Genomic DNA, 20,076 nt, shown 5'->3' with positions numbered 1-20,076 from the left:
CCGTTGTTGCCTTGAATTTCTTTACGGCGTCCCCATAACTATCGTTTGTTTCTTATAGGTGAGCCGATATGTCCTCTCCCATGAACGATCAAAATCAGATTTCATTACCTTTGTTGCCATTGCGCGATGTGGTGGTTTTTCCGCACATGGTGATTCCCCTGTTTGTCGGCCGGCCCAAGTCCATCAAGGCGCTGGAAATCGCGATGGAATCCGGCAAGAGCATTTTGCTTGTGGCGCAGAAATTTGCAGCCAAGGACGAGCCCGCGCCCGAAGATCTGTACGGGGTGTGCAGCGTCGCAAACCTGCTGCAAATGCTCAAGCTGCCGGATGGTACCGTGAAAGTACTGGTGGAAGGCGGTCGCCGCGCGCGCATCATGAAAGTGGTTGATGATGGTACGTACTTTGCCGGTGAGGCAGCATTGCTGCCGCCCGATGCCGTGGATAACCATGAGGTCGAGGCGATGCGCCGCGCCATGCTGGCCCAGTTCGATCAGTACGTGAAGCTGAACAAGAAGATTCCTCCGGAGATCCTGACTTCGCTCAGTGGGATAGATGAAGCAGGCCGTCTGGCTGATACCATCGCCGCGCACCTGCCTTTGAAGCTTGAGCAGAAGCAGGAAGTGCTGGAAATTTTCGATGTGCCGAAGCGGCTGGAGCACCTGCTTGGTCTGCTGGAAACCGAGCTTGACATACTTCAGGTGGAAAAGCGTATTCGTGGCCGTGTAAAGCGGCAGATGGAAAAAAGCCAGCGGGACTACTATCTCAATGAGCAGGTGAAGGCCATCCAGAAGGAACTGGGTGAAGGCGAGGAAGGCGCTGATCTGGAAGAGATGGACAAGAAGATCAAAAGTGCCCAGATGTCCAAGGAGGCGCGCGTCAAGGCGGAATCGGAGTTGAAAAAACTGCGGTTGATGTCGCCCATGTCGGCTGAAGCCACCGTGGTGCGTAATTATATTGATGCGCTGGTGGCCCTGCCATGGAAGAAAAAAAGCAAGATAAGCAAGGACCTCAGCGTTGCGGAAGCCGTGCTCGAGCAGGATCACTACGGCCTGGAAAAGGTCAAGGAACGGATTGTCGAGTATCTGGCGGTACAGCAGCGCGTGGATAAGTTGAAAGCACCCATCCTCTGCCTGGTGGGGCCACCCGGGGTAGGAAAGACTTCATTGGGGCAATCGATTGCCCGCGCCACCAACCGGAAGTTCGTCCGCATGTCGCTCGGCGGCGTTCGCGACGAAGCGGAGGTACGTGGTCATCGCCGCACCTATATCGGTTCCATGCCGGGCAAGATCCTGCAGAACATGGCGAAGGTGGGCGTGAAGAATCCCTTGTTCCTGCTCGACGAGGTGGACAAGATGGGCATGGATTTTCGGGGCGATCCGTCATCCGCACTCCTGGAAGTGCTGGATCCCGAGCAGAATAATTCGTTCGTCGATCACTATGTCGAGGTTGAGTATGATCTGTCGGACGTGATGTTCGTCGCGACCGCGAATACGTTGAACATCCCTGCGCCGCTGCTGGATCGCATGGAAGTAATCCGGCTCTCAGGTTACACCGAGGACGAAAAACTCAACATCGCGACACGCTATCTGTTGCCAAAACAAATGAAAAATCACGGCTTGAAGGAGAATGAGCTGACCGTCTCGGAGTCGGCCTTGCGGGATATCACGCGCTATTACACCCGCGAAGCAGGTGTGCGGGCGATGGAGCGCGAAATTTCCAAAATATGCCGCAAAGTGGTAAAGGCCTTACTGCTGAAGGGCGGCCAGAAGCGGATTACCGTCACTGGGAGGAACCTCGACAAATACCTCGGCGTAAGGCGTTACACCTATGGCGTCGCGGAGGAAAAGAACCAGATCGGGCAGGTGACAGGCTTGGCCTGGACCGAGGTCGGGGGAGAATTGCTGACGATCGAGGCTGTGGTATTGCCAGGCAAGGGTAAATCCATCACGACCGGAAAACTGGGCGAGGTCATGCAGGAATCGGTCCAGGCTGCCCTGTCGGTGGTTCGCAGCCGGTCGAGGGCTCTGGGTATTGCGGATGATTTTTACCAGAAGAACGACATCCATATCCATCTGCCGGAAGGTGCGACACCGAAAGACGGCCCCAGTGCCGGTATAGGTATCTGCGTGGCGATGGTATCGGCGTTGACCAACATTCCGGCACGCGCAACTGTCGCGATGACTGGTGAGATCACACTTCGCGGCGAGGTGCTGGCAATTGGCGGGCTCAAGGAAAAACTGCTGGCAGCGCACCGCGGCGGCATAAAGACCGTGCTGATTCCCGAGGATAACGTTAAAGATCTGAACGAAATCCCGGAGAACATCAAAAACAGGCTGGATATCCATCCGGTCAAATGGATAGATCAGGTGCTGGATCTGGCCCTGGAATCCAAACCCGAACCGCTTCCGCCTGCTCCTTCATCCGTTCCCGCTCCTGTTGCGGTGGAAGGCGATGTGACGCCGGCGGTCATCAAGCACTAGATTGTTAAAGAGTCTGTATAACAGGAGTGATAGGGGGCTAATAACCTGCAAAGGTCTTATAAAGGCGAAGCGGAAATATTTTTACAATGGCTTGACCAGGCACAAATCGCTTGATATAAAACGTTTGCAGGGTTTTTACTCTCTTAACAATAATGAAAGGGGAATCACGTGAATAAAGCTGAACTCATCGATGCCATCGCGAAATCATCGGACATTTCCAAAGCTTCGGCGGGAAATGCGCTGGACGGCGCGCTGGAAGCGATCAAAGCCGCTCTTAAGAAAGGCCAGACTGTAACACTGGTAGGATTTGGGACATTCAAGGTAGGCACGCGTGCAGCCCGCTCCGGCCGCAATCCCCGTACAGGCGACGCCATCACGATTGAAGCCACCAAGGTTCCTAAATTCATTGCTGGCAAGGCGCTCAAGGATGCAGTAAACTAGCGGCTTATCGGCGGGGGTGCTTAGCTCAGTTGGTAGAGCGTCGCCCTTACAAGGCGAATGTCGGCGGTTCGACCCCGTCAGCACCCACCAGAGTCAGATTTACTGGAGTGGTAGTTCAGTTGGTTAGAATACCGGCCTGTCACGCCGGGGGTCGCGGGTTCGAGTCCCGTCCACTCCGCCATATCTGTTTATATGAGGGCGAACGCGAGTTCGCCTTTTTTATTCGTTTTCCGTCATTCAATGTTTGATTTCGTCAACAAGAAAAGACGCATCGTTCAGATCATCCTGGGACTTGCCACCTTACCGTTCGTTTTCTGGGGCGTGGAATCCTATCGCAGTGACGGTGCGGGTGACCACGTTGCGCTCGCCGCAGGAGAAAAAATTTCACGCCAGGAATTTGAGCAGGCGCTGCGCAATCAGCAGGAGAATATGCGCGCCACGATGGGAGAGAATTTCAGCCCGGCGCTGCTGGAGAGACCGGAAGTGAGGGTGGCCATCCTGGAAGGATTGATCCAGCAGCGCTTGCTGCGAGAGGAGGCATTTCGCGTTGGACTAGGAGTATCCGACGTGCAACTGGTCGAGATGATCCAGAACATCGATTTATTTCAGGAAGACGGAAATTTTTCGAAGCAGCGCTATGAAGAATGGCTGCGGAGCCAGGGAATGGGCGCGCGCGCTTTTGAAGCACGCCTGCGTCAGGATTTGATGCGACAGCAACTGGTTGATCCTTTCTCCAAAAATGCGTTTATTTCCCATTCCGTGGCGGAAAGAATCCTGCGCCTGGGTGACGAAAAGCGTGAGGTGAGTATCGTTCAAATCCAGCCGGAGCAGTTTGTGGCGAACGTCAAACCAGGTGATGACGCCATCAGAGCCTACTACGAGGCGCACAAGGCCGAATTCCGGTTGCCGGAGCAGGCGCAGGTCGAATATGTGGTGTTATCGATGGATGCGCTGGCCGAGAAGGCGCAGGTAACCGCCGATGAAGCGCTGGCATATTACGAGGAACACAAGCCCGAATTCGGACAACCCGAAGAACGCCGCGCGAGTCATATCCTCATAAGCGCACCTGCCTCGGCCTCCGCTTCTGATCGGGCGGCAGCGCGCGCCAAAGCTGAGGAACTGCTGGCCGAAGTCAGAAAATCCCCACAGCGTTTTGCGGAGCTTGCGAAACAGCATTCCCAGGATCCGGGCTCAGCGCAGACGGGCGGAGATCTCGGTTTTTTCGCACGCAACATGATGACGAAATCATTCGAGGACGTGGTTTTCCGGATGAAGCCGGGTGAAATCAGCGATATCGTCGAAACTGAGCATGGATTTCATATCATCCTGCTGGCAGAGACAAGAGGCGGAAAGCAGGCGAGTTTCGAGGAAGTGAAGAAACAGGTTGAACAGGACGTCAAGAAACAGAAAGCTGCAAGGACGTTTGGTGAAATGGCGGACAGCTTCAGTAACATGGTGTATGAGCAGAGCGATAGCCTGAAACCAGCTGCGGAAAGTCTTGGCCTGAGCATACAGCAGAGCGGCTGGGTTCGGATGAACTCGGATGAGCCGCCCTATTTCAACAATGAAAGGCTGCTTCAGGCAATATTTTCGGAAGACGCGATCAAGGATAAACGCAACACGGAGGCGATCGAAGTTTCTCCCAACACGCTTGTTTCAGCCAGAGTGCTGGACTACAGGCCGGCCACTACCCCTTCTGTAGAGGAGTTGAGAGATAAGATTGCGGTGTTGATCGCCCGGGAGGAGGCTTCCAAGGCAGCGGTAAATGAAGGGAAGGAGCAGCTTGCACAGTTGCAGCAGGGAAAGACTGCCGCAATCAAGTGGACTCCCCGCCAGCAGGTTTCCAGAAGGGAGCGCCAGGGTTTTGACAATGAGACGGTACAGGCAATTTTCAGGGCTGAAACAGATCACCTCCCGGCCTATTCAGGCCTGCCGAATGCTCGGGGTGGTTTTACCCTGATTCGCGTTGACCGTGTCATCGAGCCGCCGGCGCCCAGCGCAGAGGAGCGAAAAAGTTTTGCAGGCCAACTAAGCCAGTTGTTCGCCCAGGAAGAATTTTCATCCTATCTGGATGGAATCAAGAAAAGGTATGATGTATCGGTCAGTGAGAACTTCGAGAAGTAGTCATGCTCCGGGATTAGAGGGTGTCGAAGGCAATCGTGTTGAATCCGGCATCGACATGGGTAATTTCACCTGTTATGCCGCCTGCCAGATCACTGCATAGAAAGGCGGCGACGTTGCCCACATCCATGATCGATACATTACGCCGCAGCGGCGCGACCTTCTCCGTGTAGCTCAGCAGCTTTCCGAAATTGCCGATTCCTGCCGCAGCCAGCGTTTTGATCGGCCCTGCCGAAATCGCATTGACGCGTATTCCCTTGGGACCCAGGCTGGACGCCATGAAGCGGACATTTGCTTCGAGACTTGCCTTGGCCAGTCCCATAACGTTGTAATTCGGCATCACCCTTGTTGCACCCAGATAGGAAAGCGTTAGAAGCGCGCCATTTCGCCCCTGCATCAGCGGAAGGGCGGCTTTTGCCAGCGCAGCGAAACTGTAGGAACTGACATCGTGGGCAATACGAAAAGCCTCACGGTTTACGGTTTCAAGATAATCTCCGCTGAGTGCATCGCGTGGAGCAAAGGCAATGGAATGAACAATGCCATCGAGACCGTCCCAGCGCTTTGCCAGATCATCGAAACATCGGTCGATTTCCTCATCCTTTGAAACATCGCAGGGAAACAGCAAATCGCTGTCAAATTCCTTAATGACTTTTTCGACCCGTTCACGCACACCTTCCCCTTGATAAGTAAAGGCAAGTTGGGCGCCCTCGCGATGCATCGCCTTTGCGATGCCATATGCAATCGAACGGTTGGTCAGAAGGCCCGTGATGAGAATGCGCTTGCTGGCGAGAAATGTCATGTCATATCCTTGCGGCGTTGGAGTAATGATGTGAAATATGGAAATACGGCGTCCCTGTTCGTCCGGATATCCCGAAGTCATGCGGTCGGCTTGAACTCCTGAAGAAACTGCGGGTCAAGATACACGGGCAAATAACGTGATGTATAGCGTCGAACTGAAGTATACGCTGAACCTGGCCAACTCCCGGCATTATAGCTTCAACTGTTGCATGCTTGTAGAATCACAAGGTTTGCCGAAAATCTGCTCATGAGGAATCAAGAATTGCCGCTGTACCATCAAGCCTGTGTTTACCCGATTTTTGAATAAGACCGCAACCTTGCCAGCGACGCATTTCCTTCCCGCATTCCTTGTTGTTCTGATGTGCGCCTGCAGCGGCAACCCGTGGAACAGTCCATATCCTGCCGTGGATGCGGAAAAAAATATACTTTATGCTGCTTTTGCCGAGCGTCCCAAGCACCTGGACCCGGTGCAGTCATACAGCTCCAATGAGATTCTTTTTACGGCGCAGATATATGAACCGCCGCTGCAATACCATTACCTGAAACGTCCCTACGAATTGATTCCCGCTACCGCGACGAAAATGCCCGAGGTGCATTATTTTGACGAAAAAGGCGCGCGCCTGAGCGACAATGTGGACTCCGCCGAGATCGCCTTTACCGTTTATGAAATTTCAATCAAGTCCGGTATACGTTATCAACCTCATCCGGCCTTTGCCAGGGACTCACAGGGAGAGTTCCTTTATCACAGGCTTGGCGAGGAGGATGTACGTGGCATATACAGGTTGAGCGATTTTCCGCAAACCGGCTCACGGGAACTCACTGCTGCGGATTACGTTTTTCAGATTAAGCGGCTGGCTCATCCCCGGCTGCACTCTCCTATTTTCGGCCTGATGTCCGATTACATCGTGGGCCTCAAGGAATATGCGGCAACGCTCGAGATGGCGGCCAAAGAACGCTCCAGGGAGCAGGGGGAGCAGAGCGGTCGCGAACAGGACAGTGAGGATTACCTGGATCTTGCGCGTTATCCCCTGGAGGGAGCAGAGGTGATGGACCGGTATACCTATCGCATCAAGATCAAGGGCAAATATCCGCAGTTCAGGTACTGGCTGGCAATGCCTTTTTTTGCACCTATTCCTTGGGAGGCGGAGCGCTTCTACAGCCAGAAAGGCTTGTCGGAAAAAAATATCAACCTCGACTGGTATCCCGTCGGGACCGGCCCTTACATGCTTTCGGAAAACAATCCGAACCGAATAATGGTGCTGGAAAAGAACCCCAATTTTCATGGCGAAACTTACCCTTCCGAGGGAATGCCGGGGGATGCGGAAGGGGGGCTGCTGAAAGACGCCGGCAAACCGCTGCCTTTCATAGAAAAGGTCATATACAGCCGGGAGAAGGAAAGTATTCCACGCTGGAACAAGTTTCTGCAGGGTTATTATGATGCATCCAATATCGGTTCCGACAGCTTCGACCAGGCCGTGCAATTGACAGGACAGGGAGAGGCTACCGTAACCGAGGCAATGAAGGAACAGGGTATTCGGCTGGAAACGGCTGTTGCGACTTCCACGAATTATGTCGGCTTCAATATGTTCGACCCGATAGTCGGCGGTGTAGGGAAACGTGGCCGCGAATCGGCCAGGAAGTTGCGCCAGGCGATTTCCATTGCAGTGGATTACGAGGAGTATGTCTCCATCTTCGCCAACGGACGCGGTATTCCGGCGCAAGGCCCGATTGCTCCAGGCATCGCCGGTCATCGCGAGGGCAAAGAAGGCATCAACCCCGTGGTCTATGAGTGGGTAGACGGGCGGCCCCGCCGCAAGCCGATCGAGGTGGCCAAGGCATTACTAGCTGAAGCAGGCTATCCCAACGGCATCAACGCCAGAACCGGTGAGCCGCTCGTACTTTATTTCGACGTAACGGCTCGCGGCGCGGAGGATAAATCCAGCCTCGACTGGATGCGCAAGCAATTTCAGAAACTCAATATCCAGCTGGTGGTCCGCAGCACGGACTACAACCGCTTTCAGGACAAGATTCGCAAGGGCAATGCCCAGATTTTCGAGTGGGGCTGGAACGCTGATTATCCAGATCCGGAGAACTTCCTGTTCCTGCTACATGGTCCGCAGCAAAAGGTAGGCAATGAAGGCGAGAATGCTTCCAATTACTCCAATTCCGAATATAACCGGCTGTTCGAACAAATGAAGAATATGGAGAACGGTCCTGTGCGCCAGAAGATCATCGATAGAATGGTCAATATCCTTCGCCATGATGCACCCTGGCTGTGGGGCTATCATCCCAAGGATTATGGCCTGTATCACTCATGGTATGGCAACGTCAAACCGAACAGACTGTCAAACAACAATGTCAAATATCTGCGCATAGACGGAGTCTTGCGCGAGCAGAAGCGGCGCGAATGGAATGAACCGATTGTCTGGCCTGCTATCGCAGGATTGATTGCGCTGGCCGGGAGCCTGCTTCCCGCCGTGCTTGTTTACCGGCGTAGGGAACGAGGAACAGGAATATCGGATGCCGCGCTGAAAATGGAAGCTCAGGGGTGAAGGGTGGGTGATGCTTAATTACATCATCCGGCGCATCCTGTATGCGCTCCCCATTCTGGTGGGCGTGAACCTGATTACTTTCACCTTGTTTTTCGTCGTGAACACGCCCGACGACATGGCGCGCATGCAGCTTGGCATCAAGCGTGTTACACCGGAGGCCATCGCCAAGTGGAAACAGGAGCGCGGCTACGATCAGCCGCTGATGTTCAACAATGCCGAGGAGGGCCTCGAAAAACTTACCCGCACCATATTTTTCGAGAAATCCGTCGCCATGTTCGCGTTCCGCTTCGGTCACGCCGATGACGGACGCGACATCGCCTACGAAATCAGGACGCGCATGCTGCCCAGTCTCGCCATTGCACTTCCGGTATTCGTGCTGGGACTCATCGTCTATATCACCTTTGCATTGACAATGGTGTTTTTTCGGGCTACCTACGTGGATTTTTGGGGTGTGGTACTATGCGTCGCGCTAATGTCCATCTCAAGCCTGTTCTATATTATAGGGGGGCAATTTCTGATCAGCAAATTGTGGCATCTCGTGCCCATATCAGGTTATGGCCAGGGGCTGGATTCGGCCAAGTTCCTGGTGCTGCCGGTGATTATCGGCGTCATCAGCGCGGCCGGTGCAAACACGCGCTGGTATCGAACACTTTTTCTGGAGGAAATGGGCAAGGACTACGTGCGTACTGCCCGGGCCAAGGGCCTGCCGGAAAGTGCCGTGCTGTTTCGGCATGTGCTGCAGAATGCCCTGATTCCGATTCTTACAGGAGCCGTTGTGGTAATTCCCCTGCTGTTTCTGGGAAGCCTGATCGTGGAATCATTTTTCGGCATTCCGGGATTGGGCAGCTATACCATCGATGCGATCAACTCTCAGGATTTTGCCGTGGTGCGCGTGATGGTGTTCCTGGGATCGCTGCTCTATATCGTCGGCCTGATACTGACTGACATTTCCTATACGCTGGTGGATCCGAGGATAAGGCTGGAATGACAATATTCCGGCAAGGTTGACATGTCTTTCAAGCCTGTAATCCTGTGGACCGATGCGCTCGTCTACGTTCTGGTTGCCGTAATCGTTATCTTTGCCTGGCAGGTGCGGCGCCATGAACATCTTCTCGCGCCCTGGCGGCGCGTCGGACATAGCGCAAGCGGCATGGCGGCACTCACCATACTGATGTTCTTTATCGTTATCGGGTTGCTCGATACGATACATTTGCGTCCCGCCATCGAAAACGGCAATGGCGGCAGCGAAGCTGCTTACGGGGTCGAAGTGTTGAGCCTGCTCGACCTGCTTGCAACGCCTCTGCGCACACAGGTGGAAACGACCTACTCGGCGCCTTTCGCCACGCATCTCTACGCTCGGGAAACGGTGGAGTTGCCGGGTGGAGGGCAGGTACGCGAATTTCCCCGCCTGAAATTCGGCGGAGCGCACCTGCAGGACCCGGAAACTCAGCTTTTCGGCGATATCGCCACCAGAGCTGGAACAGGCGCGGGCCTTGCCCTGCTGCTCTGGTTCTTGATCGCGACATCGGTGACAGCGATCGTGGCGCACTGCAGGGGTGAAAGGTTTGTTTCCACGCTTTCCACAATCTGGCAGGGTATTACTCCGGTGCCATGGAGAGCGGTATTTGTGACGCTCGCCCTGATACTGCTGCTTGGCGGTGCCGCTCTTGCATTGTGCAGTGATTACCACATTCTTGGCACGGACAAGGTGGGTCAGGACGTATTTTACCAGTCCCTCAAGAGTATCCGCACCGGACTTCTCATAGGAACCCTCACGACACTGATGATGCTTCCTTTTGCATTGCTTCTCGGAGTTGCCGCAGGTTATTTCCGGGGTTGGGTAGATGACTTGATTCAATACCTGTACACCACGCTCAGTTCGATTCCGGGTGTTCTGCTGATCGCTGCCACTGTGCTGATGATGCAGGTTTATATGGAGACTCATCCCGAGCTGTTCGATACAATCGCTGCGCGCGCTGATCTCCGATTGCTGTTTCTCTGTGTCATATTGGGGGTTACAAGCTGGACTGGCCTCTGCCGGCTCCTGCGGGGCGAGACCCTGAAGCTGCGCGAAATGGAATATATCCAGGCAGCCCATGCGTTCGGCGTTTCCCACTGGCGCATCATCAGCCGCCATATTATCCCCAACGTGATGCACATCGTGCTGATCACTACCGTGATGGATTTCAGCGGGCTGGTGCTGGCAGAGGCTGTACTGTCCTACGTGGGAGTGGGTGTCGATCCTTCAACCATCAGCTTTGGCACCATGATCAACGCTGCGCGCCTGGAAATGGCGCGGGAACCGATGGTATGGTGGGCGTTGTTTGCCGCCTTCACCTTCATGTTTGCGCTGGTCCTGAGCGCGAATCTCTTTGCCGATGCGGTACAGAGTGCGTTCGATCCAAGGATGAAGACTCTGTCTGCGCTGGCGAGAACATGGCGCCGGAAAAGCATCGGGAAGAGTGCGTAACCAGTTCCCTTCTTCCGCAGAGGATTCTCTCCCGTCATGAATTCAGTTCTTGAAATCCAAAATCTCGAAACCGTTCTGCATACGGAGCTACGGCCCGTCTGGGCGGTTGATGGGCTTACGCTGCAGATCATGAAGGGTGAAACATTTGCACTCCTGGGGGAATCCGGGTGTGGCAAATCCATCACTGCGCTTTCGATAATGCGGCTATTGCCGGAAGCTGGCGAAATCGTGGGCGGTTCTATCCGTCTGGGCGGCGAAGACCTGCTGCTGCTTCCGGAGGCAGCCATGCGCAATGTGCGCGGGAAGCGCATTGGCATGATTTTTCAGGAGCCGATGCTAAGCCTCAATCCGGTGATGACCGTGGCCCAGCAAATTGGCGAGGTATTGCAGCGCCATTTCGACTTGCGTGGACAAGCGGCGGAAAAACGCATCGTGCAAATTCTGGATCAGGTGGGAATACCGGATGCAGCAAGCCGCATGAACGAATATCCTTTCCAGTTTTCCGGCGGAATGAAGCAACGGATAATGATCGCCATGGCCCTGGCCGGAGAGCCTGAACTCCTGATTGCCGATGAGCCCACTACCGCGCTGGATGTGACCATCCAGGCGCAGGTGCTGGAGCTCATGCGCGGCTTGCAGCAGCAGGGTGGCATGGCAATCTTGCTGATTACCCACGATCTCGGCGTGGCTTCGGAGATGGCGCATCGAGTGGGAATAATGTATGCAGGGGAAATCGTGGAAACGGCGAGCCGTGAGGCATTTTTTCGTGGTCCGGCACATCCCTATTCCCGCAAGCTCCTTGCTGCCTTACCCGGCAGAGACAGGCGCAAGCAGGGTCATCGGCTGGATGCGATCAGGGGCAACGTTCCCTCCCTGTCACGGGAATTCGTTGGCTGCCGTTTTGCGGACCGGTGCGACCAAGCTTGGGAATTGTGTCATCAGGTGGCACCGGGATGGACCGCGCTGACCGGAGAGCAACAGGTAAGATGCCACCTCTTTAATCAGAATTTTGGATCAAAGATCGTCAAACCGGCGGTTTCGGGGCAAGCTGGCGCGCCAGCAACGCTGGATGCGGAAAGCTGGGAATTTGAATCGTTCCCCAGTGCTGGAACGGAGCAATCAACGCCTGATGGTTCCCTGTTATCCGTTACTGATCTGAAGGTTTATTTCCCTATCCACAAGGGCTTGATGAGGCGTGTAGCGGGATACGTCAAGGCAGTCGACGGAATCTCGCTCAGGATTGACCGGGGCAAAACGCTGGCGCTGGTGGGAGAATCCGGCTGCGGAAAGACGACGGCAGGAAAAGCCATGCTGCAACTCATCCCCCCCACGGGGGGTAGCGTGCGCTACAACGGGGTGGAACTGGTAGGTCTGGAGCGCAACCGGTTAAGGAGACTGCGCGGCGAATTCCAGCTTATATTCCAGGACCCGTATTCGTCACTCAATCCCAGAATGCGCATTATCGATATTATCGAAGAGGGAATGAACGCCCTCGGGGTCGAAGATGACGGAAAAGAGCCCAAGGAAAAAAGAGTGGATGAGTTACTCGAAAGTGTCGGCCTGCCAGCAGAGACCAAATGGCGTTACCCTCATGAGTTCTCCGGCGGACAGCGTCAGCGGATAGCCATTGCCCGCGCATTGGCCGTCAACCCGAAGTTGATCGTATGTGACGAGCCCACCAGCGCACTGGATGTGTCGGTGCAGGCCCAGATTTTAAATCTGTTGAGGGAACTGCAGCGCAATCTGGGCTTGGGCTATCTATTCATTACCCATAATATTTCAGTAGTCGAATACATTGCGGATGAGATCGCGGTCATGTATCTGGGAAGGATAGTGGAACGGGGGACCGTGGACGAAGTTCTGGGCAGCCCCCGTCATCCCTATACCCAGGCACTGTTATCCGCTGTTCCCGTTATCGAACTGGAGTCGAAGCGAAAGGTTATTCGCCTGCACGGCGACCTTCCGTCGCCCGCCAACCCGCCGCAAGGCTGCCATTTTCATCCCCGTTGCTCCCACGTCATGCCGGTCTGCCGTAAAAACTACCCGGGAGCAAGCATATTCAGTTCAACGCATACGGCACACTGCTATCTTTATCCTCAAGACGAGGAGCAGTCAGACCGTAAAACACAGGCATAAGATAAGGAATACCTCGAATGGTTGGTCAGGAAGTGGCGCGCAGGCGCACGTTTGCCATAATTTCTCACCCGGATGCCGGTAAAACGACACTCACGGAAAAATTACTGTTATTCGCCGGCGCCATCCATATCGCCGGCAGCGTCAAGGCGCGGAAGGCAAGCCGTCATGCCACCTCCGACTGGATGGAGATCGAGAAGCAGCGGGGCATTTCGGTTGCCAGCTCGGTCATGCAGATGGAGTATGGAGATTGTGTCATCAATCTGCTCGATACGCCGGGGCACCAGGATTTCTCGGAGGACACTTACCGGGTGCTGACCGCAGTGGATGCCGCCCTCATGGTGATCGATGCCGGCAATGGCGTGGAAGCCCAGACATTACGCTTGCTGGAGGTGTGCCGTGCACGTAATACCCCCATTATCACTTTTGTAAACAAGATGGACCGGGAAGTGCGCGAGCCGCTCGATCTCATCGATGAGATCGAGCGAACACTGCGCATGGCAGCGGTGCCGTTCACATGGCCGATGGGGATGGGACGCAGTTTTCAAGGCGTCTTCGATCTGCGGCACAATCACATGCGTGTTTTTCATCCCGGTTCTGACAGGCTGGACGATGAAGATGAAATCATCAAAGGCCTGGATAATCCGCTGTTGGCAGAACGTTTTGGACACCAGGCTGCGAATCTGCAGCAGGAGATCGAGCTGATACGTGGCGCTTCGCCGGAATTCGACCAGGAAGCGTTTCTCGCAGGCCGCCAGACTCCGGTTTTTTTTGGTTCGGCCATTAATAACTTCGGCGTGCGTGAAGTGCTGGATGCCCTGGTAGGTCTTGCCCCGCCACCTGGTTCACGCAGCGCATTGCAGCGTCACGTGCAGCCGAACGAACCGCGGTTTACGGGAGTAGTGTTCAAGATTCAGGCCAACATGAATCCGGCACACCGCGATCGTATCGCCTTCGTCCGCATCTGTTCCGGCCGGTTCGAACGCGGCATGAACCTGAGAATCACGCGTAACGACAAGGATATTCGTACCAACGGGGTCGTATCTTTCCTCTCCCAGCGCCGCGATTTGCTCGACGTTGCCTATCCCGGAGATATCATCGGCATTCCCAACCATGGGACATTGCAACTCGGGGATACGCTGACAGAAGGAGAGCGCTTGCAGTTTACCGGCCTGCCATTTTTCGCGCCGGAAATCTTTCAGACGGTGGAGATTGCCGATCCCATGCGCAGCAAGCAGCTCAAACTGGGGCTGGCGCAATTGGGCGAAGAGGGTGCGATCCAGGTTTTCAGGCCTCACCTGGGCAGTGCGCTGCTGCTCGGCGCGGTCGGGGCTTTGCAGTTCGACGTCGTCGCGCATCGCCTCAAGCATGAATACAGCGTGGAAGCTCGACTTGCCCCGGCAAAATACCAGCTGGCGCGATGGGTTACCGCTGAGGATGCACGTGAACTCAAACGCTTCATCGATACCAACGCCCACCGCATTGCCTACGATGCCGTAGGCGCGCCGACATTCCTGGCTTCCTTCGGCGCGGAACTCAGCGTGGCCGAAGAAAACTGGAAACACATTCGTTTCTACAAAATGCGCGAGCACGCCGGACTTGTGTTTCAGGAGGCTGTCGATGTCTGACAGCCTCGAAGCGAACCTCAGCGGATTTCCCCGAGCAGCCTGCCTATCATCTGTTCCGCCTGGCTGAGATATCCTCGGCCGAACAGGTTGAGATGGTTCAGTATGTGATACAGGTTATAGAGGGTTTTGCGGGTTGCATAACCCGCATCCAGCGGATAGGCCGCCCGGTAAGCCGCATAAAAACTGCCGGGAAAGCCGCCAAACAGTTCAGTCATCGCAATATCGGTTTCGCGGTCACCGTAATAGAGGGCAGGATCAAATATGACGGGTTGCCCCGTTTCATCGAAATTGTAGTTACCGCTCCAGAGGTCGCCGTGCAGGAGCGACACGGCAGGTTGTCCGTCAGGAAAGAAGCGATCCAGTTCCCCCATCAATCGCTCCCCCTGCGTCTGCAGCCGCCCCGAGTAGCCATTGGCCTTCGCCAATTGCAATTGATACCCTAAACGGTGCTTGCGCCAGAAATCGATCCAGTTGGACGAAGGCGCGTTGACTTGCGGGGTCGCTCCAATGGTGTTATTGCGTATCCATCCGTATCCCCCGGAAGAGACATGGTGCATTGCAGCCAGCCCTTCTCCCAACGCACTGGCGCCGCTATTGGAGCCGCCGGAGCCACCACCCATCTCCACATATTCCAGCACCAGCCACGCCGCAGAAGTATTTCCGCTCCAGCATATTGGCGCAGGCGCACGCAGGGTGCGGGAATTACGAATTTCCTGAAGACCCGCAGCCTCTGCCTCAAACATCGAAAGACATTCCGGACTGTTCAGTTTGACGAAGAACCGTTGGCCGTTCCCTTCGATTCGATATGCCTGATTGATGCAACCCCCACCCAGGGGGGAAGTGGTTTGTACGGTAAAAGGAGCACCGGTGGAATGGGAAATTTGCGCTGCGATCTCTGGCCAGGATTGCATAAGATTGCTTCAGGCAATTTCCCGGCTAGCGGTTGCGGAGTAGCCATTCCCTTGCCCGCCGTATGGCGGCGGCAACCTGTACCGGCGCAGTTCCCCCAATGTGGTTACGGCTATTTAACGACCCTTCCAGAGTCAGCACAGTGAAGATGTCGTCCTCGATCAACGGAGAGAATTGCTGCAGTTCCGGCAGGGTGAGCGCACTTAAATCCCGGTTGTTTTTTTCGGCAAAGCGCACTGCTTGCGCCACTGCTTCGTGCGCTTCACGGAAAGGCAATCCCTTTTTTGTCAGATAATCGGCGAGATCGGTCGCAGTGGCGTAGCCGCGCGTCGTTGCTTCCCGCATGGCAGCATGCTTGACGCGTATACCAGCCAGCATGTCGGCATAGATGCGCAGCGTATCCGTCACGGTGTCTACTGCGTCGAAGAGAGGCTCCTTGTCTTCCTGGTTATCCTTGTTGTACGCGAGCGGCTGGGCCTTCATCAGGGTCAGCAATGCGACCAGATGGCCGTTCACGCGCCCGGTCTTGCCGCGCACCAGCTCGGGCACGTCCGGATTTTTCTTTTGCGGCATGATGGATGAGCCGGTACAGAAGCGGTCAGCCAGGTCGATAAATCCGAAAGATGGGCTCATCCACAAGATGAGTTCCTCGGACAAGCGCGACAGATGCGTCATGATCAGCGCTGCTGCCGCACAGAATTCAATGGCAAAATCACGGTCGGAAACGGCATCCAGAGAATTTTCGCAGACACCCTCAAAACCCAGTTCCCGAGCTACCATCGCGCGATCAACGGGATAGCTTGTTCCTGCCAGCGCGGCGGCTCCCAGCGGGAGTTTGTTCACGCGCTTTCTGCAATCGGACAAACGCTCCACATCGCGTTTCAGCATTTCGAAATAGGCCATGAGGTGGTGTCCGAAGACGATGGGTTGCGCCACCTGCAAGTGCGTGAAGCCGGGCATCACCGTATCGAGATGCTGCTCGGCCAGATGCAGCAACGCGTTCTGCATGACATGGATTAGGTCGATGATCCGATCGATCGAGGCGCGCAAATAGAGCCGTATGTCCGTCGCTACCTGGTCGTTGCGGGAACGTGCCGTGTGCAGCCGTTTCCCGGCGTCACCAATCAGCGCGGTCAGGCGCTTCTCGATATTGAGATGAACGTCCTCCAAGGCCAACTGCCAGACAAATTCGCCACCCTGGATTTCCTGCCGGATCTGGCTCAGGCCCCGTTCGATGGCGGCGAGGTCATGATGACCGATAATGCCACCCGCAGCGAGCATGCGCGCATGTGCGAGGGATCCCTGGATATCGTACTCTGCCAGTCGCTTGTCGAAACCCACCGACGCGGTATAACGCTGAACCAGTTCCGAAACTGGCTCATCAAAGCGTCCTGACCATGTGTTTGTGTTATCGCCGGGCAGCGCTTCCGTGCTTTTTGAGGCCGTCATAATGTTTCCGGTGGAATGGCTGACAAAGGTGGAGTCCTTTGAAACCACTTTCTATCGTTGTTTCAGAAAAGAAAGTAACGAGTATAAATCAAATCATCTGTCACAATGCCGCAGCCCTGGGTCAGGAATGTTCCAGAGGAATTTATGCGCCGGATATTCCTAGAATTCCAGCGGGTCGATGTCCAGCGTCCAGCGCACTTTATGGCTGGGAAGGCTGTCGAGCTTCGTGCGCCAGCTCCCGAGGAATTCCTGGAGCTTCTTCCTGGACCTCGACTGCACCAGCAGATAAGCGCGCTCCATTCCCTTCAGCCGCGCCATTTGTGCCGGAACCGGATCAAATACCTCAATCTGGTGTGGCGCTTTTGCCATGGTTGCCGCATTGGCAAGAAAGGCAAGTGCGGTAGCAATTGCCGGGGCGTCGGCCCGTAATAGAGCCTGATGGACGAATGGCGGGAAGCGCGCGGTTTTCCTTTCTTCCAGCAGCATCCGGGCAAGCGTGTCGTAATCGTGCTGGCGCAGTGCGCGGTAGAGCGGGTGATCGGGGAACTCGGTTTGAATCAAAACTTCGCCGAGAGTACCTGAACGCCCGGCGCGCCCGGCTACCTGCATCAGTTGGGCAAACAATCGCTCCGATGCACGGAAATCGGTGCTGAACAGGGAGGCATCCGGGTTCAGGATACTGACCAGCGACAGATTTGGAAAATCGTGTCCTTTCGCGAGAATCTGCGTGCCCACGAGCATGTCCACGCGCTGCTCGCGAATATCTTTCAATATCCGCTGCCAGGAATTTTTCCGCCTCGTGCTGTCGCGATCTATCCGGGCGATACGGGCATGGGGGAAAAGCCGGGTCAACGCAGCTTCGATTCGTTGTGTGCCGTGACCAAAAGGAGCAATATCCTGATTCCCGCATTCCGGGCAGAGGCTGGGAAATCCCGCTTGATGGCCGCAATGGTGACAGCGCAGTTTTTTTTCGCGCAAGTGGACGACCAGACGGCTGGCGCAGCGGTGACAGACAGCTGTCCACCCGCATGCTCTGCATAGCAGAATTGGCGCGTAGCCACGGCGGTTTATAAAAACCAGGCTTTGCTGGTTTGATGCCAGGCATTTTTCCAGTGCGGTAATGACTGGAGGCGAAAAGCCCTCCTGAGTTTTTATTTTACCGATATCGATACAATGCACGGTTGGCAGGGAGGCATTGTCGGCGGCGCGCGAGGGCAGGCGCAAGAGGAGATAGCGTCTCGTAATGGCGTTGTAATAGGTTTCAAGCGACGGAGTGGCCGAGCCCAATACTATGGGTATCCCGGCGCGCTTTGCACGAAAGACAGCGACATCCCGGGCCGAGTAGCGCAAGCCCTCCTGCTGTTTGAATGAGAGATCGTGCTCCTCATCCACGATGATCATTCCCAGCCTTGGCAGTGGAGTAAATACAGCGAGCCGGGTGCCCAGTATTATTTCGGCTTCTCCAAGTTGTGCCTGGACCCACCCCTCGGCGCGTTCGGTGGGATTCAACCCGCTATGGAGGCTGGCCAGCCGTACGCCGGGAAAGCGCGCGCGGAAGATGGCCTCCAGTTGAGGCGTCAGGTTGATCTCCGGGACGAGGACGAGCGTCTGCCGTGCCTGGCGCAGCAGCAGTGAAATCAACCGCAGGTATATCTCCGTTTTTCCGCTGCCGGTTACCCCATGCAGCAGCCATGTATTGAATTCCCCCATTTTCGGGACTATCGCATCGATCGCGTTTTTCTGCGCAGTGGTCAGGACGGGAAGCGCCTGTGTTTCTTGAGGCGAAGAAGCCGGAACGACGGGAGGTGCAACAGGTATTTCTTCCACCCATTGCAAAGCGACAAACTCCTTCATGACTTCAGAAGTCCGCCTGGAAAATTGTTTTGCCTCCCCATCTTCGATCATCCCGGATTCCTTCAGCTTTACCAGAAGCTTGCGTCCGGCAATGCTGCGACCTGGAATGGCCGATATATCGACAGCGCGGCCCTTCGCCGTAAGGCGGTATTGAAAAATGGCCGGCGCCGTGCGAATGAAAAAAGGTTGACTGCTGCGCAATCTGGCCGGAAGGCCATTCATTACCACTTCTCCCAGTGGGTGGTGGTAATACTCGCTGCAAAAACGGAATAAATCGAGCAACTCCGGTGGCAGGGGTGGAACATCGCGAAATACTTGGTCGGCTTGCTTGATCTTATCCGGGGAAATGTCGGAGTGAGAGGCCACTTCCATGATAACCCCCGCCATCCGGCCTTTTCCAAAGGGAACGAATACGCGGCAACCGATATCCTGTTTCGTTACTCCTGCCGGGGCGAGATAATCGAAAAGTATATTCAAAGGCTTATCAAGCGCAACGCGAATGATGGACATGCCAGGCCGAGCGGTGATCGGGGGTGGAAAGGGGGTATGATAAACGCGGCGGGGATGAAATACGAATCCTGTCGGTCAGGCAAGAATGACTCGCTTCCCAGCTGATGTCTCCCCTATCCGGGTTCTCTGGGCCCCGGGAGATGTCGAGTTTTCTTACATCCGGTATAATAAAAATATAATGAGAATGCACAACCCTTTGAATTTTATATAAATAATATTTCTGGCATGAGATATGCTGGAGCCTTTGGAATGCCTGGTATGACTAAGGATCAATAAATTATCGCGCATTTTGCCCTATTTGCCCACTGACAAACTGCTTGACTTAAGTGTATGGCGGGGAGTAGTCTTTACGGGCTTATGGGTATGTAAAGTACTGGTAGCGGGAATATGGGTGGTACCAGGGATGGGGTGGTATGGTCTGGTTGCCGATATTTGGTGGTACCGGTATGGGTAAGTAAGCGACAGTTTGTTCTTGCAAGCCGGTTTTTGGGTAGTGGAAGCGGCAGCAGGCGGACATCGGAAGTTGGAAGTATCAGGCAGCATGAAGGGCAGGCGCTTCTGCCGGGTTAGAGAGGGAGGAAGCGGCTGCTGGAAGCAAGGCAGTACTTGATTAACAAGATAGCAGGAGGAAGCAAAATGGCAACAACGATGGGAACGTCGAGCCAGGCCAAGACGAGTGGCCGGGACTACGACATGTCGCTGTGGTATGACTCGAAGTGGTACAAGTTTGG

General features: G+C 55.0%; 12 protein-coding genes and 2 tRNA genes. 10 read left to right on the top strand and 4 right to left on the bottom strand.

The features are described 5' to 3' along the window. The first annotated feature begins 68 nt into the window (after positions 1-68). From lon to C8R21_RS06830, 5 genes are all read left to right on the top strand, one after another. A complete protein-coding gene (gene lon / locus C8R21_RS06850; protein WP_107762041.1) occupies positions 69-2,480 on the top strand; it encodes an endopeptidase La in 2,412 nt (803 codons plus the stop codon). Between the two features lie 168 nt (positions 2,481-2,648). Continuing rightward, a complete protein-coding gene (locus C8R21_RS06845; RefSeq protein ID WP_107762040.1) occupies positions 2,649-2,921 on the top strand; it encodes an HU family DNA-binding protein in 273 nt (90 codons plus the stop codon). Positions 2,922-2,935: 14 nt separating this feature from the next. Next, positions 2,936-3,011, top strand: a tRNA-Val gene (locus C8R21_RS06840). Between the two features lie 14 nt (positions 3,012-3,025). After that, positions 3,026-3,102: transfer RNA gene (locus C8R21_RS06835), tRNA-Asp, on the top strand. Between the two features lie 11 nt (positions 3,103-3,113). After that, positions 3,114-5,045, top strand: a complete 1,932-nt coding sequence (locus C8R21_RS06830; protein ID WP_258192294.1) for a SurA N-terminal domain-containing protein — start codon at positions 3,114-3,116, stop codon at positions 5,043-5,045. Between the two features lie 13 nt (positions 5,046-5,058). Here C8R21_RS06830 and C8R21_RS06825 read toward each other — a convergent pair whose 3' ends face one another. Then, positions 5,059-5,841 (bottom strand): enoyl-ACP reductase FabI, encoded by a 783-nt coding sequence (locus C8R21_RS06825; RefSeq protein ID WP_107762099.1) that lies wholly within the window; start codon positions 5,839-5,841, stop codon positions 5,059-5,061. 358 nt (positions 5,842-6,199) lie between these two features. Here C8R21_RS06825 and C8R21_RS06820 point away from each other — a divergent pair, with 358 nt between their 5' ends. Genes C8R21_RS06820 through C8R21_RS06800 form a run of 5 tightly spaced genes read left to right on the top strand, consistent with a single transcriptional unit; the run spans position 6,200 to position 14,623 of the window. Then, positions 6,200-8,392: an ABC transporter substrate-binding protein gene (locus tag C8R21_RS06820; protein ID WP_219906624.1), complete on the top strand. Its 2,193-nt coding sequence runs from the start codon at positions 6,200-6,202 to the stop codon at positions 8,390-8,392. A gap of 10 nt (positions 8,393-8,402) precedes the next feature. Then, positions 8,403-9,380: an ABC transporter permease gene (locus C8R21_RS06815; RefSeq protein WP_107762037.1), complete on the top strand. Its 978-nt coding sequence runs from the start codon at positions 8,403-8,405 to the stop codon at positions 9,378-9,380. Positions 9,381-9,401: 21 nt separating this feature from the next. After that, positions 9,402-10,862, top strand: a complete 1,461-nt coding sequence (locus C8R21_RS06810) for an ABC transporter permease (protein WP_107762036.1) — start codon at positions 9,402-9,404, stop codon at positions 10,860-10,862. A 36-nt stretch (positions 10,863-10,898) separates the two neighbouring features. Continuing rightward, a complete protein-coding gene (locus tag C8R21_RS06805) occupies positions 10,899-12,998 on the top strand; it encodes an ABC transporter ATP-binding protein (RefSeq protein ID WP_107762035.1) in 2,100 nt (699 codons plus the stop codon). Positions 12,999-13,015: 17 nt separating this feature from the next. Next, positions 13,016-14,623 (top strand): peptide chain release factor 3, encoded by a 1,608-nt coding sequence (locus C8R21_RS06800; RefSeq protein WP_107762034.1) that lies wholly within the window; start codon positions 13,016-13,018, stop codon positions 14,621-14,623. A 17-nt stretch (positions 14,624-14,640) separates the two neighbouring features. On the opposite strand, the gene C8R21_RS06795 is transcribed toward C8R21_RS06800, so the two are convergent. The 3 genes from C8R21_RS06795 to C8R21_RS06785 all read right to left on the bottom strand — a co-directional run bounded on the left by C8R21_RS06795 (position 14,641) and on the right by C8R21_RS06785 (position 19,345). Next, positions 14,641-15,534: a fructosamine kinase family protein gene (locus C8R21_RS06795; RefSeq protein ID WP_107762033.1), complete on the bottom strand. Its 894-nt coding sequence runs from the start codon at positions 15,532-15,534 to the stop codon at positions 14,641-14,643. 25 nt (positions 15,535-15,559) lie between these two features. Continuing rightward, the gene (gene argH, locus C8R21_RS06790; protein ID WP_107762032.1) at positions 15,560-16,981 is read right to left on the bottom strand and encodes an argininosuccinate lyase; all 1,422 of its coding nucleotides are present in this window, start codon (positions 16,979-16,981) and stop codon (positions 15,560-15,562) included. 159 nt (positions 16,982-17,140) lie between these two features. After that, a complete protein-coding gene (locus C8R21_RS06785) occupies positions 17,141-19,345 on the bottom strand; it encodes a primosomal protein N' (RefSeq protein WP_107762031.1) in 2,205 nt (734 codons plus the stop codon). Between the last annotated feature and the right edge of the window lie 731 nt (positions 19,346-20,076).

This window comes from Nitrosospira multiformis, assembly GCF_003050865.1.
Classification (GTDB): Bacteria; Pseudomonadota; Gammaproteobacteria; order Burkholderiales; family Nitrosomonadaceae; genus Nitrosospira; species Nitrosospira multiformis_E.
The sequence above is the reverse complement of the archived record's forward strand: the minus strand, read 5'-3'. Positions and strand labels throughout refer to the sequence as shown.

What these genes read in the sequence shown, in the direction of transcription:
- C8R21_RS06815 (WP_107762037.1), top strand. Translation starts at nt 8,403, where the DNA reads ATGCTTAATTACATCATCCGGCGCATCCTGTATGCGCTCCCCATTCTG.
- C8R21_RS06825 (WP_107762099.1), bottom strand. Translation starts at nt 5,841, where the DNA reads ATGACATTTCTCGCCAGCAAGCGCATTCTCATCACGGGCCTTCTGACC.
- C8R21_RS06820 (WP_219906624.1), top strand. Translation starts at nt 6,200, where the DNA reads ATGTGCGCCTGCAGCGGCAACCCGTGGAACAGTCCATATCCTGCCGTG.
- C8R21_RS06785 (WP_107762031.1), bottom strand. Translation starts at nt 19,345, where the DNA reads ATGTCCATCATTCGCGTTGCGCTTGATAAGCCTTTGAATATACTTTTC.
- C8R21_RS06830 (WP_258192294.1), top strand. Translation starts at nt 3,114, where the DNA reads ATGAGGGCGAACGCGAGTTCGCCTTTTTTATTCGTTTTCCGTCATTCA.
- C8R21_RS06810 (WP_107762036.1), top strand. Translation starts at nt 9,402, where the DNA reads ATGTCTTTCAAGCCTGTAATCCTGTGGACCGATGCGCTCGTCTACGTT.
- C8R21_RS06805 (WP_107762035.1), top strand. Translation starts at nt 10,899, where the DNA reads ATGAATTCAGTTCTTGAAATCCAAAATCTCGAAACCGTTCTGCATACG.
- C8R21_RS06800 (WP_107762034.1), top strand. Translation starts at nt 13,016, where the DNA reads ATGGTTGGTCAGGAAGTGGCGCGCAGGCGCACGTTTGCCATAATTTCT.
- lon (WP_107762041.1), top strand. Translation starts at nt 69, where the DNA reads ATGTCCTCTCCCATGAACGATCAAAATCAGATTTCATTACCTTTGTTG.
- argH (WP_107762032.1), bottom strand. Translation starts at nt 16,981, where the DNA reads ATGACGGCCTCAAAAAGCACGGAAGCGCTGCCCGGCGATAACACAAAC.
- C8R21_RS06795 (WP_107762033.1), bottom strand. Translation starts at nt 15,534, where the DNA reads ATGCAATCCTGGCCAGAGATCGCAGCGCAAATTTCCCATTCCACCGGT.